This is a genomic window from Terriglobus albidus, assembly GCF_008000815.1.
Lineage (GTDB): Bacteria > Acidobacteriota > Terriglobia > Terriglobales > Acidobacteriaceae > Terriglobus > Terriglobus albidus_A.
In genome coordinates this window covers 6,195,224-6,207,137 of the sequence record NZ_CP042806.1, presented here as the reverse complement: position 1 = coordinate 6,207,137, position 11,914 = coordinate 6,195,224, and the positions used below count along the sequence as shown (strand labels likewise).

Sequence of the window (11,914 nt, the reverse complement as noted above, 5' to 3'; positions counted from 1 at the left end):
GTTCTGTTCGGAATTTCGTGGCTTCCTTGCCCACCCTAACTCTGTGACGGTGGGGCACCCGGGCGGTCTGAACATTGCTCTTCGACTCGATAGCCAAATCGCAGGGAAAGCGGTTCGCGCAGAGCGCGAATATCCCACATCTGCTACGCAGATATGGGGCACCCAGGACATCGGCGCACTTGACGTTTCGGCTTGCCAGACGGTTCATCCCTAGATCTCCAGGAAGTTCTTCAACAACTGCAGTCCGGTCTCACTGGATTTCTCCGGATGGAACTGAACACCCATCACGTTGTCACGTTCGACGGCAGCGGTGAAGGCTCCCCCATAGTTCGTCACCGCAGCCGTGTCTTCGCTTACCGGGGCGCGCCAGGAGTGGGTGTAGTAGACAAAGCTCCCATTGGAGATACCGCGCAACAGCCGCGAGTCTGGACGAATCTGCTCCAGCGAGTTCCAGCCGACGTGTGGGCTCTTCAGGTCAGCGCCTTCCCAGGTCGCGGGGAAGCGCTCGCACCGGCCATTGAAGTGGCACAGTCCATCGGTCGACGGCGCTTCGGTCGAACCGACATAGAGCCACTGAAGTCCCACGCAGATACCGAGGAAGGGCGTGCCTTTGGCGGCCGCCTCACGTGTTGCTTCGGTCAGCTTCAGGTCATGCAGTAGTTGCGTTGCCTGAAAGTGCCCCACGCCAGGAAGCACGATCTTTTGTGCGCGACGAACAACGTCAGGAGACTGCGTGACCTCAGTCGGTGCGCCAAGGTAGTTCAGCGCTTTGACGACGCTGGTGAGATTTCCGGCTTTGTAGTCGATTACGGCAATCATGTTTTTGACCAACTCCGGTAAAGAGGTGTCCGATCACCAGTTCGTTGGGCGTTCAATACTTTTCCAAGAGGAAAATCCGACATTTTGCGAAAGAGGTCACGTTTCCGCGCTTTGATGGAATCGCGGGCTTCCTGTTCAGCGGCGATGGCGGCGTCTTCATCGATGAACCGGCCGGCATTTTGAAGCGACCGATTGGCGGCACGGCGAAGCGCCTGGTGTCCACGTTGTCTCCCCAAAGGGATGAGCTTGCGGCTGGCCTTATCGTTCCACCAGTACATGTTTCTACAATCATTTAAAAGACTCAGCCGCTTCTTTTCGACAGGCGACTTGACCGTACTCATAGCAATCCCTTCGTGCTCGGCAGAATCTCAGCCATACGCTCATCGCGGCTGCAGGCTCCGCGCAACGCGCGGGCAAACGCCTTGAAGATCGCCTCGATCTTGTGATGGTTGCTGCGGCCGTACATCGTCTTCACATGCACATTCGCGCGAGCTCCGCGGGCGAAGCCGTCGAAGAAGTCGGCCAGCAGCTCGGCCTGGAAGTCGCCGACGAGGCGGGTTTTCACCTTGTCATCGACCACATAAGCCACACGGCCTGAGAGATCGACCGCGGCAACGGCCAGCGTCTCATCCATCGCCATCACGAAGTAGCCGGCGCGCAGGATGCCCTTCTTGTTGCCCAGAGCCTTGTCGAATGCCTCGCCCAGCGCGATGCCCACATCTTCTACCGTGTGGTGCTGATCGACATCAAGATCGCCGTTGCAGGTTAGCGTCAGGTCGAAGCCGCCGTGGCGGGTAAAGAGCTCCAGCATGTGATCGAAAAAGCGGATGCCGGTCGTAACCTTGTAGACGCCAGTGCCATCGATGTTCAGCTTCAGCGCAATCTGGGTCTCGGTCGTATCGCGCTTGACGGCTCCGGTGCGCGCCTTCAGCGGCTTTACGGCAGGGGCAGCAACAGACTTCTTCTTCGTGGTCTTACTCGTACTCATGTTCTTCTCCGCTTGTTCCTTTGCTCAGGCCGGCCTCGGCCGGCGTCCAGTTCATGGCGTGGATCGCCAGTTTCAGCGCAGCCAGGCCACGTTCTACATGATCGTTCGGGCCGATGGTGATGCGCACACATCCTGACAGTCCGGGATCGTTCGAGCGGTCACGCAGCAACACACCATGTGCCCGCGCGTCGGCGACAAACTGCTTGTGGCGCGGTCCAATCCGCATCAGGATAAAGTTCGCGTGCGAGGGGTAGTACGGAACCCCCAGCTCATCCAGACCTTTGGCCATGCGGTCGCGGCCAAGGCGGATCTGGTCCGCATACCAGTCGAGATACACATCGTCGTCGAGCGAGGCCTCCAGCGCCGCCAGCGCTACACCGTTCACGTTGTACGGCGAGGCTGCCTTGCGCAGATGCGTCATCAGTTCGGTGGAGGCAATCAGAGCCCCGGCGCGCAGATTTGCCAGGCCATAAGCCTTCGAGAAGGTGCGCGCGACGATCACGTTCGGCAGCGAAGCGAGCTCGTCCAGAATGGTCTCGCCGAAGAAGTGGTAGTAGGCCTCATCCACTAGCACCGCGGCCCAAGGCGCGAGGTTCGCGATGTTGCGGATCTGCTCCCTTGTCATCGTCGCGCCCGTCGGATTGTTCGGCGAGCACAGAATGATGAGCCTGGTCTTCTCATTAATGGCGGCGACAAACCGCTCATACGGAAAGGCCAGCGTCTTATCGGCCTGAATGCGATGCAGCTTCGCGCCCATGGCCAGCACATTGACGTCGTACATGAAGAAGCTGGGCACCGCGACCACCGCCTCATCGCCTTCGTTCAAGAAGGTGAAGGTCACAAGGTGAATGGCCTCATCAACAGCGTTGGTTAGCAGCACCTGGTTCGGGGGCAGCTTGAGGTGCTTCGCAAGCTTGCGCTCTACCGGCTCGCGCTCGGGATAGATGGTGAAGCTTTCTGCCGAGAGCGAGCGGATACGTTCCAGCACCTTTGGTGACGGCGCGAAGGTGTTCTCGTTGAAGTCCAGGCGTAACGCGTTGCGTCCAGCCAGCGGCGGATGATACTCCGGCATCTCGTCGATGGCTTTACGCGGCTTTACCTGCGACTTGAGTGCTGCGCTCATGGCTTCAACCTCACACGGACACTTTCGGCATGACCCACTAGGCCCTCGGCCTCGGCCATCGCAATGGCATGCGGTCCCAGCTTAGCCAATCCCCTGGAGGTGTATTGCTGTACGGTGATCAGCTTGACGAAGTCCATGACGGAAAGCCCGCCGCGCAGCCTGCCGGTGCGGCCTGTTGGCAGCACATGATTTGGACCGGAGACGTAGTCGCCCATCGACTGCGGCGACTGCGGGCCGATGAAGACTGACCCGGCGTTGCGGACCCACTGCAGATCCTCGGGCCGGTCGATCGTCAGGTGCTCCGGAGCCAGCAGGTTGGTCAGCGCCTGGGCTTCCATCGGCGTCTCGCAGATAAAGATGGTGCCGCGCGCCTCCAGCGACTGCTTGGCCAGCTTGTTCTTCCGCGCCAGAGCCTTGGCCTGCTTCTGTACCTCTTTGGCCAGCAGCTCATTGGTGGTGATGAAGATCGCCAGCGTCTCCGGATCGTGCTCGGCCTGCGCTACCAGATCGGTGGCAATGCCAAGGGCGTCGCCCAGGTCGCTGGTCACTACAATCTCCGTCGGGCCGGCAGGCATATCGATGCCGCAGTCCTGCGAGACAAGCTGCTTCGCCGCGGTGACGTACAGGTTGCCAGGACCGACGATACGCGTGACCGGCGGCGTGGAGTCGGTGCCGTAGGCCATCATGGCAATCGCCTGCGCTCCGCCCACACGGTAGAACTCACTTACGCCGCACAGGTGGGCTGCCGCCAGCGTCTCCTGCCCGGGCTTAGGAGAACAGACAACGATGCGCTCCACGCCTGCGACCTGCGCCGGCAGCGTGGTCATCAGCAGCGTCGAGGGCAGGGGATAGCGGCCGCCGGGAACATAGCAGCCTACAGCGTCAAGCGGGCGTACGACCTGTCCGGTGCGTACACCCGTTGCGGGTTCAATGATCCACTCCTCGGGCATCTGCGCCTCGGCGAAGGCGTGGATGTTGGCCGCGGCCTCTTTCATCGCGGCCTTCAGATGCTTCGGCAGGGCGTTCCAAGCGGCTTCCATCTCGGAGGGATCGACCAGGATGTCCTGCTCCGGCTGCAGGCCGTCGAACTGCTCCGCATACTCGCGCACGGCCTTGTCGCCCTTGCGCTTCACATCGGTGACGATCTTCTTCACCGCGGGAGCGACCGAGGCGGTGGAGGTTGCTCCACGCGCCGCGATCTCCTGGATAACTGCCGTTGCCTCAGCCGCCGATTTGCCGAAGGTGCGGATCAGCTTCATTACAGGACCACCTTGCTCAGCGGATATTCGACGATGCCGGTGCCACCCGCGGCCTTGAGCTTGGGAATCACCTCGCGCACGGTCGACTCATCCAGGATGGTGTTTACAGCCACCCACTCCGAGTTCGACAGGTGCGAGATGGTCGGCGAGTTCAGCGCCGGCAGCACCGCCAGCACATCCTTCAGGCTCTCGTTCTTTACGTTCAGCATCAGGCCGACCTGTGTCTGTGCGGCCATGGCGCCGTTGAGCATCAGGCTGATGTTCTGGATCTTTTCGCGCTTCCAGTCATTCTGCCAGGCGGTCTTGTTGGCGATGAGCTGGGTCTCGCTCTCCATCAGGGTCTCGATGATGCGCAGACGGTTGGCGCGTAGCGAGCTGCCGGTCTCGGTCACTTCGACGATCGCATCAGCCAGCATCGGGGGCTTTACCTCGGTAGCGCCCCAACTGAACTCCACCTTGACCGGGATGTTCTTCTCGGCGAAGTAGCGCTTGGTGAACTCCACCAGCTCCGTGGCGATGATCTTTCCGGCCAGGTCCTCGGGCTTCTGGAAGGGCGAATCTTCCGGAACCGCGAGTACCCACTTCACCTTCTGGCGGCTCTGCTTGGAGTAGGTCAGCGAGGTGACGCGCTCCACGTCCGACAGGTTCTCCAGGACCCAGTCATTGCCGGTCAGGCCGGCGTCGAGGGCGCCGTGTTCTACGTAGCGGGCCATCTCCTGCGCGCGTACCAGCATGCATTCGATGTCGCCGTCGTTGATGGTGGGGAAGTAGGAGCGGCCGCTCGCGTAGATCTCCCAGCCCGCGCGCTGGAACAGCGCAATGGTTGCGTCCTGCAGGCTGCCCTTCGGAATGCCAAGCTTCAGTTTGTTCGCCATGACTTACTTCGTCTCCTGCTGAATCGGTTTGGTGAAGCAGCTTACAGTGCCTTCGTGGCACACCAGGCCGTCGCCGTCGACGGTTACCTTGAAGAGCAGCGCATCGCTGTCGCAATCGGTCGAGATCGACACAATACGCAGGCGGTTGCCGCTGGTCTCGCCCTTCATCCACAGCTTCTGCCGCGTGCGCGACCAGAAGGTGACGAAGCCGCTCTCCAGCGTCTTCTGATAGCTGGTCTCATTCAAAAAGCCAAGCATCAGCACCTGGCCGGTGTTCGCGTCCTGCACAATGCCGGGGACGAGTCCGTTTTCTTTTGCGAAGTCGAGCTGTATAGGTTCTGCCATGTCCTGTTTTCCGTTTCTTGCCGTGCGCATCAGCCGCAGACACAACAAAGCCCGCTGGCTTTGCGCATCAGCGGGCTTTGAATCCTTTGAGTGTCTCTGTGCTTACTTCTCTACCGCACCAGACACCGCCGCCGACACGCTGATCGCGTGATGGTGATGGTGGCCATGATGGTGCACAAAGCGCATATCTCTACCTTCGAAAGTACCGAACAGGGCTCCGTTTTGTCAATTTGTCAGTGTTTTGCGCCGGTCGTAGTGATTCTGGGGACGGCTTGAATCTCGAAGATCTTTGGCCAGTTTTTGCCGGTCACAAAGATGCGGTTCTGTTTCGCGTCGTAGGCAATCCCGTTCAGGACGGACTCGCTATCCCGCCGTTGATCCGCCGGCAGAATGCCGGTCAGGTCGATCCAGCCAAGAACCCGGCCGGTCGCGGGCGAGATGCGGGCGATGCGGTCCGAATGCCAGACGTTCGCATAGATCGCACCTTTAATAAACTCCAGCTCATTGAGTTGTGTCACCGGTCGGCCGCCGTCGCGCACTGTGATCGTCCGCCGCACCTTGAAGGTTATGGGATCGCGAAACGATAGTTTTGCTGAGCCATCGCTGGTGATGATCTCTTGCGAGGAGCGGGTCATCCCCCAGCCCTCGCCCTCGTAGGTGAACCGCCGGATCGGCTGCAGGGAAAAGCGGTCATAGACGAAGCCGGCGTGTGTCTGCCAAGTCCACTGGTAGAGGTTCGCACCCCAGTCGACGATGCCTTCTCCGAAAAACTGCGACGGCAGGGTGGTGGTCTGCTGCAACACCTTGCCGGTTGCGGGATCGGTCACGACAAGGCGTGAGTCGCCCTCACGCCCCGTGCCCTCATAGAACATGCCGTCCCGGTAGAAGAGGCCCTCGGTGTAGTTGTCCGTTGCGTGCGGATACGTCGCAATTATTCGATATCCCACTACCGGCGCCGCAGCCAAAGGAAGAACCCACAACAGCCCAATACAGAAGCAGAGAAGCGACCGAATTGTCTGACTACTCATTCCTATCCCTCGCAAAGATTCCTTTGCCCCCGAACAATTGGGTGCCCCATATCTCGGCTAAGCCGAGATGTGGGTTTGCAGAACGCCATGCCTACGTGATGGTACGACCGGACTGTCGAGGAACCACACCCACATCTGGCGATAAAGCCGCCAGACACCACCCCAACGAGCGAGCTCGTTGGGGACCCCGGGCGTTGATGGGATAAGGAAGAAGGCTTCAGCGAAGATCGAGATAGGTAAGGGTTAGAGGACTGACCTATCGGGAAAATCAGGAGAAGCCTTCTTATGCAGATTGTAGGTTGTGATTTCCATCCGCAGTGGCAGCAGGTTTCATTTTTAGATCAGGAGACTGGCGAGTACCGGGAAGCGAAGCTGGTCAATGGGGACGGGGAGGCGGAGCGGTTCTACCGGTCGTTGTCTCCAGGAGCGCTTGTAGGGATCGAGTCGTGCGGCAACGCGCAGTGGTTTATTGATCTTCTAAGCAGTCTGGGTCACACGGTGTGGGTCGGAGATGCGGCGAAGATCCGAGCCAGCTATGTACGGAAGCAGAAGACGGACCGCCGGGATGCGGACCATATCCTGAAGCTGCTGGTGGAGGACCGGTTTCCGCGGTTGTGGACACCTTCAGCCAAGCAGCGGGATCTTCGTCAGCTGCTGATCCACCGACACAAGCTGGTGGAGATCCGGACCCGGGTGAAGAACGGGCTGCAGCACCTGGCGATGAACCGTGGCGTACAGAAGCAGTCGCGGCTGTGGAGCGTTCGGGGGAGGGCTGAGTTGGAAAAGCTTCCCCTGGAGGGCTGGAGTGCTCGTCGACGGGAGGATCTGTTGGAACTGATGAAGGGTCTGGACCGGCAGGTCAAGGAGCTGGATGAGGCAGTCGTACAAGCGGCCAGGGAGGATGCGAAGGCGGAGCTGTTGATGAGCCAGCCGGGAGTCGGCCCGATCACGGCGATGGCCTTCGTACTGACGATCGGCGATGTGAGCCGGTTCGAGTACAGCGGGAAGGTCGCCAGCTATCTGGGCCTGATCCCCAGCGAATACACCTCGGGCGGCAAGCGCAAACTGGGAGCCATCAGCAAGCAGGGCAACCGGTTCATGCGCCAGTTGCTGGTGGAAGCAGCACAGACGGCCTGCCGGCTGGATGAAGGATTTCGAAAGCAGTATCAGGCTCGCTGCCACCACAAGCCGAAAGCAGTGGCCAAGGTGGCGGCAGCAAGGAGGTTAGCAGTGCGGCTCTACTGGATGCTCAGGCTGAACAAACGCTATCCAGAGATCGCCCATATCGAGAGCAGTTCGGGGGTGCCCCTGGCCATCCATGGTCGTGACGTTGAGTGAGCGCTCTCGCATCCAGCACAGGCTGGATGTCCGCATAGAAGCATCATGGCCTGTTACATACGGTCGAATCGATGGTTGGTGGGGCTAGGCCCCACAGAGATGTGATGCAGCGTTGAGTTACCCCAGAAGCTACCGGTCCTCTAACCCCTTGCCTCTGGACTCTCAAACGGTGCTCTCGCATCGAATAATGACGTACGCTCTTTTTACCCCTTGACACAGTCTTCTTCCTTATCGAGGGGCACCCAGATATAACCAGTCCACGCTTCAACTTTTAACTTTCAACCTTCAACTTTCAACGCGAAACTCGCAAAGCGAGTTTCGCTGCCCCTGTGTTACTCTGGCGGCCCGTTTGGGAGGAGGCAAGATATGTCGAAGTTTCATCGCATCGCGTTGTTGCTGGTACTAATCCCTCTGTTGTATTCCCCCGCTGCGTCGGCGCAGGCTGCTAAGCCTGCTAAACCCGCTGCCGCGACAGCCCCGGCTAAGCCGGCCGCAGCCGCTTCCACCTCCAGCCTGATCGATATCAACAGCGCAACCGCCGATCAGCTCCAGGCCATTCCAGGTATCGGCGATGTCTACTCCAAAAAAATCATCGACGGCCGCCCTTACGCCAACAAGACACAGCTTGTCAGCAAAAACATCCTTCCGCAGGGCGTCTATGACAAGGTGAAGGACAAGATCATCGCCAAGCAGGCGAAGAAGTAAATCTCCGCTCAGACGCCTGCCTCGGAACGGCGAGTGCCCCGGAGTGACCCAGATAAGGGTCACTCCGGGGCACTCGCTATCTGGCAACTTCCGATGGGCCCATATACGGTCTTCCGAAAAAAGCTGCTGCCAGAGTTTAGGAGCTCATGTTAGTCTTTTCTAGATTCTTGGAGACTGTTGAGTAATGATTTCTCCCCGGAAACTGCTGCCATATCTGTTGGCGCTCGGGCTCTCTGCCTTTGTCTGCCTCACTGATGCCGCCCTACCCCCTGTACAGGCTCAGCAGATTGACGTCGATGGAACCGAGACTGTTCCCGCAAAGCTGGATATCAATACGGCAACCCCTGAACAGCTCAAATCGCTGGGACTGGGCGAGAACTATGTTCGCCGCGTCATCGCGGGCCGCCCTTACACGGCGAAGAATCAGCTCGTGAGCCGGGGTGTTCTGCCGCAGGATGCGTACGAGCCGATCAAAGAGCGCCTGGTAGCGCATCACTCCAGCTAGAGCATTTCTTCTGTTGCTGGGTATCCCGGGAGCAGCGTGCAGCGGCGTTTTCATTGCGGAAAACGCCCATAGATGCATAAGCCCTCCACTACACCTACAGGAGAAATGCTCTAGCAACCGCCACCCGTAAACCATTCGGTCTGCTCGTTCGTCTCCGATGCTAGGATGAGCACCGACACGGATGCATACATTTTCCCCATCACGGCCCAGGCACCGCTCCGCCGTCGTGCAGTATCTGCTGCTCCTGCTCATCGCCGCCATGGCCCTGGGGCAGTGGGGAAATACTGCGTATCGCGTGGTGCGGGGTATCTTCAGCGCTGAGCGCGGCATTCGAGCTCCTTTCGGCCTCAACAACGGGGTGATCGAGGGGATGAGTCCCTTTCTTCGTCATGCGGGTCTGCAGGTCGGTGACCGTGTGCTCGCGGTCAACGGTCATGAATTGACCGGTGAGGCCGTTCTGCTGCGGGAGTTCGCCCATGCGCATCTCGGCGACACCATCAAGGTGGAGGTGCGGCACCCCGACGGCAAACAGCAGACGGTAAGCTGGCAGCTCATTACGCCGCAGCGCCGCCGTGGCGGAGGCAGGCCCGCAGGATGGATCGGTCCGCTGCTGCTGCTTGTCATCCTTCCCCTGGCCTTTCTCCTGGTGGGTCTGTGGGTCGTGCTCGCCAAACCGCATGACCTCAGCGCGTGGCTGGTCCTCGGCATCCTGCCTTACTTTGAGGCGCTGCTCTCACCGGCTAACCCGCAAGGGGACTGGACGATCTGGTTTTCCCCCTTCTGGAATGAGACCGCACAGATGGCCATGCCCATCTGCCTGATGTGGTTTGGTGTTCTCTTTCCAGAGCGTGCCGGCTTTGATCGCCGCGCTCCGTGGATCAAGTGGCTGCTGAGCATCTCTCTGCTCGCCCTGTTGCCCTTCAACCTGTTTCACAGCTATGCGCGTCTCTGGAACCTGTCGCTCGATCGCACCATGAGCCCGTGGTTTCTGCCGACTGACCGCATCGAGAGCTTTCTCAGCATCCTCTGCGTCGCTTACTTTTTCGTTCTTTTCAGCCACAAGATCTTCGCCGAAAAGGTCGGCGCCGACTCCGGCCGCCGTCTGCGCCTGCTCTTCTGGGGATCGTTGATCGGGCTTACTCCCTTTGGCGCCATGGTGATCTACACGCTTGTTACCGGCGAAGACGTGAGCGAGACCTTCCCGCAGTGGCTCAGCTTTGGCATCGTCCTGGTGCTGGCGATCTTCCCGCTCTCGCTCGCTTACGCTCTGGTCGTACAGCGCGCCATGGATATTCGCCTGATCGTCCGCCAGGGCACCAGGTACGCCTTCGCGCGCTACACCCTCTTCGGTATTCGGGCTCTGCTCGGCGTTCTCTTCTCGTGGCGGCTTACGATCTTCTTCGCCGATCCGGAATCTCATCGCAGACCGGTCGACGTTATCCTCATCTTCGCTCTGCTCCTCCTCTTCTTCGGCTTCCGCATGGTCCTCTCCGGACGGCTGCAGCAGGAGATCGACCGCCGTTTCTTTCGCGAAGCGTATTCCACCGAACAGGTGCTGAGCGAGCTGTCAGAGCAGGCGCATAACTTCACCGAGACCGGTCCTCTGCTCAGCACCATTACCCAGCGCATCAGCGACACGCTGCACATCGAACGGATGGCTGTCTTCCTGCGCGGCAGCGGCGATGTCTTCCGCCTGCAGACGGCCACCGGAGTCGACTTGACCTCGCCTGTTCTGTTGCCGGCGCATTCGGCGACCGTCAACACACTCTCCCGTGAGAAGCGGCCCGCGGCGATGCGCATTGACGACAGCTCCCACTGGCTGCTCGAGGCCAGCGACACAGAGCGTGCCGCACTCAGCGAGTTCCAGACTGAGCTTCTGGTTCCGCTGCCAGGCCGTGGACGCTTGATCGGCGTCATGGCGCTCGGCCCGAAACGCAGCGAAGAGCCCTACTCCCGCATGGATCGCCGTCTGCTTGAGAGCGTCGCCTCGCAGACCGGCCTCGCGCTTGAGAATGCAGAGTTGCTCCAGTCTCTTGCCCACGAAGCTGCGCAGCGCGAGCGTGTCACCCGCGACATCGAGATCGCACGCGAGGTGCAGGAACGTCTCTTCCCGCAGACCTATCCGAAGTTCGATGGCGTCGATGTTGCCGGCTACTGTCGCCCGGCGCAGGAGATCGGCGGCGACTACTACGACGTGATGGAGGTGAAGCGCGAGAGCGACGATGGCTCACCGCAGCCGCGTCTGCTCGGCCTGGCCATCGGAGACGTCTCCGGCAAAGGCATCTCCGCGGCCTTGCTGATGGCGAGTCTCCGCGCCAGCCTGCGCGGCCTTACGCTGGTCGGCTCTTCCGATCTCGGCGAGCTGATGGGTCACGTCAACAAGCTTGTCTACGACGGCAGCCACGCCAACCGCTACGCCACCTTCTTCTACGCCGAATACGATCCCGCAAGCCGCCGCCTCTGCTATGCCAACGGTGGGCATAATCCACCAGTGATCCTGCGCGGCGATCAGGTGATCGCGCTCGAAGTCACTGGTATGGTCGTTGGTATTACTGAAGACGCAGCCTACGAGCAGCGCGACATTACTCTAGAGCCCGGCGACATCCTGGTGCTCTTCACCGACGGCATCTCCGAAGCTATGGACGGCGACGACGAAGAGTGGGGCGAGTGCCGCATGATCACCGCCGCCCAACAGGAACGCGCCCGCGGAGCACTTACGGCCGAAGGCCTGCTACGCGCTCTCTATCGCCGCGCCGATGAGTTCGTCAACGGCGCTCCGCAGCATGACGACATGACGTCGGTGGTGATGAAGGTCAGCTAAAACAGTTGCTAGTTGCTGGTTCCTAGTTATTGATGCTTGCATCGGCGTCATCTGCTTATCCCAGAACAACTGGGTGCCCCATATCTCGGCTACGCCGAGATGTGGGTT

12 protein-coding genes are annotated in these 11,914 nt (G+C 60.1%); 4 read left to right on the top strand and 8 right to left on the bottom strand.

Annotation, left to right across the window (positions count from 1 at the left end; genetic code table 11):
- Positions 1 to 210 precede the first annotated feature (210 nt).
- The 8 genes from hisH to FTW19_RS24780 form a co-directional block, all read right to left on the bottom strand.
- Positions 211 to 819 carry an imidazole glycerol phosphate synthase subunit HisH gene (hisH, locus tag FTW19_RS24815; protein WP_147650232.1) on the bottom strand — a complete coding sequence of 203 codons (609 nt, stop codon included), beginning with the start codon at positions 817 to 819 and terminating at the stop codon, positions 211 to 213.
- On the bottom strand, positions 816 to 1,160 hold the full coding sequence (locus FTW19_RS24810) for a hypothetical protein (RefSeq protein ID WP_147650231.1): 345 nt from the start codon (positions 1,158 to 1,160) through the stop codon (positions 816 to 818). The genes hisH and FTW19_RS24810 overlap by 4 nt, the downstream gene beginning before the upstream one ends.
- The gene (hisB, locus tag FTW19_RS24805; protein WP_246153485.1) at positions 1,157 to 1,807 is read right to left on the bottom strand and encodes an imidazoleglycerol-phosphate dehydratase HisB; all 651 of its coding nucleotides are present in this window, start codon (positions 1,805 to 1,807) and stop codon (positions 1,157 to 1,159) included. Before hisB ends, FTW19_RS24810 begins: the two co-directional genes overlap by 4 nt.
- Positions 1,794 to 2,930: a pyridoxal phosphate-dependent aminotransferase gene (locus FTW19_RS24800; RefSeq protein ID WP_147650230.1), complete on the bottom strand. Its 1,137-nt coding sequence runs from the start codon at positions 2,928 to 2,930 to the stop codon at positions 1,794 to 1,796. Before FTW19_RS24800 ends, hisB begins: the two co-directional genes overlap by 14 nt.
- Complete coding sequence (hisD, locus tag FTW19_RS24795; RefSeq protein WP_147650229.1) at positions 2,927 to 4,189, bottom strand: histidinol dehydrogenase; 1,263 nt, start codon at positions 4,187 to 4,189, stop codon at positions 2,927 to 2,929. Before hisD ends, FTW19_RS24800 begins: the two co-directional genes overlap by 4 nt.
- Positions 4,189 to 5,064, bottom strand: coding sequence for an ATP phosphoribosyltransferase (hisG, locus tag FTW19_RS24790; protein WP_147650228.1), 876 nt, complete (start codon positions 5,062 to 5,064; stop codon positions 4,189 to 4,191). The genes hisD and hisG overlap by 1 nt, the downstream gene beginning before the upstream one ends.
- Positions 5,065 to 5,067: 3 nt before the next feature.
- On the bottom strand, positions 5,068 to 5,409 hold the full coding sequence (gene hisI / locus FTW19_RS24785) for a phosphoribosyl-AMP cyclohydrolase (RefSeq protein WP_147650227.1): 342 nt from the start codon (positions 5,407 to 5,409) through the stop codon (positions 5,068 to 5,070).
- A 233-nt stretch (positions 5,410 to 5,642) separates the two neighbouring features.
- Positions 5,643 to 6,437: a glutaminyl-peptide cyclotransferase gene (locus FTW19_RS24780; protein ID WP_147650226.1), complete on the bottom strand. Its 795-nt coding sequence runs from the start codon at positions 6,435 to 6,437 to the stop codon at positions 5,643 to 5,645.
- A 285-nt stretch (positions 6,438 to 6,722) separates the two neighbouring features.
- Here FTW19_RS24780 and FTW19_RS24775 point away from each other — a divergent pair, with 285 nt between their 5' ends.
- From FTW19_RS24775 to FTW19_RS24760, 4 genes are all read left to right on the top strand, one after another.
- The gene (locus FTW19_RS24775) at positions 6,723 to 7,775 is read left to right on the top strand and encodes an IS110 family transposase (RefSeq protein WP_147647179.1); all 1,053 of its coding nucleotides are present in this window, start codon (positions 6,723 to 6,725) and stop codon (positions 7,773 to 7,775) included.
- Positions 7,776 to 8,141: 366 nt separating this feature from the next.
- Positions 8,142 to 8,480, top strand: a complete 339-nt coding sequence (locus FTW19_RS24770) for a ComEA family DNA-binding protein (protein ID WP_147650225.1) — start codon at positions 8,142 to 8,144, stop codon at positions 8,478 to 8,480.
- 184 nt (positions 8,481 to 8,664) lie between these two features.
- Positions 8,665 to 8,985: a ComEA family DNA-binding protein gene (locus FTW19_RS24765; protein ID WP_147650224.1), complete on the top strand. Its 321-nt coding sequence runs from the start codon at positions 8,665 to 8,667 to the stop codon at positions 8,983 to 8,985.
- Between the two features lie 181 nt (positions 8,986 to 9,166).
- On the top strand, positions 9,167 to 11,806 hold the full coding sequence (locus FTW19_RS24760) for a SpoIIE family protein phosphatase (RefSeq protein WP_147650223.1): 2,640 nt from the start codon (positions 9,167 to 9,169) through the stop codon (positions 11,804 to 11,806).
- Positions 11,807 to 11,914 lie beyond the last annotated feature (108 nt).

Bases quoted from the DNA above. Each gene is read 5' to 3' on its own strand.
- FTW19_RS24770 (WP_147650225.1), top strand. From the start codon at position 8,142: ATGTCGAAGTTTCATCGCATCGCGTTGTTGCTGGTACTAATCCCTCTG.
- hisH (WP_147650232.1), bottom strand. From the start codon at position 819: ATGATTGCCGTAATCGACTACAAAGCCGGAAATCTCACCAGCGTCGTC.
- FTW19_RS24775 (WP_147647179.1), top strand. From the start codon at position 6,723: ATGCAGATTGTAGGTTGTGATTTCCATCCGCAGTGGCAGCAGGTTTCA.
- FTW19_RS24800 (WP_147650230.1), bottom strand. From the start codon at position 2,930: ATGAGCGCAGCACTCAAGTCGCAGGTAAAGCCGCGTAAAGCCATCGAC.
- hisB (WP_246153485.1), bottom strand. From the start codon at position 1,807: ATGAGTACGAGTAAGACCACGAAGAAGAAGTCTGTTGCTGCCCCTGCC.
- hisG (WP_147650228.1), bottom strand. From the start codon at position 5,064: ATGGCGAACAAACTGAAGCTTGGCATTCCGAAGGGCAGCCTGCAGGAC.
- FTW19_RS24765 (WP_147650224.1), top strand. From the start codon at position 8,665: ATGATTTCTCCCCGGAAACTGCTGCCATATCTGTTGGCGCTCGGGCTC.
- FTW19_RS24810 (WP_147650231.1), bottom strand. From the start codon at position 1,160: ATGAGTACGGTCAAGTCGCCTGTCGAAAAGAAGCGGCTGAGTCTTTTA.
- hisD (WP_147650229.1), bottom strand. From the start codon at position 4,189: ATGAAGCTGATCCGCACCTTCGGCAAATCGGCGGCTGAGGCAACGGCA.
- hisI (WP_147650227.1), bottom strand. From the start codon at position 5,409: ATGGCAGAACCTATACAGCTCGACTTCGCAAAAGAAAACGGACTCGTC.
- FTW19_RS24760 (WP_147650223.1), top strand. From the start codon at position 9,167: ATGCATACATTTTCCCCATCACGGCCCAGGCACCGCTCCGCCGTCGTG.
- FTW19_RS24780 (WP_147650226.1), bottom strand. From the start codon at position 6,437: ATGAGTAGTCAGACAATTCGGTCGCTTCTCTGCTTCTGTATTGGGCTG.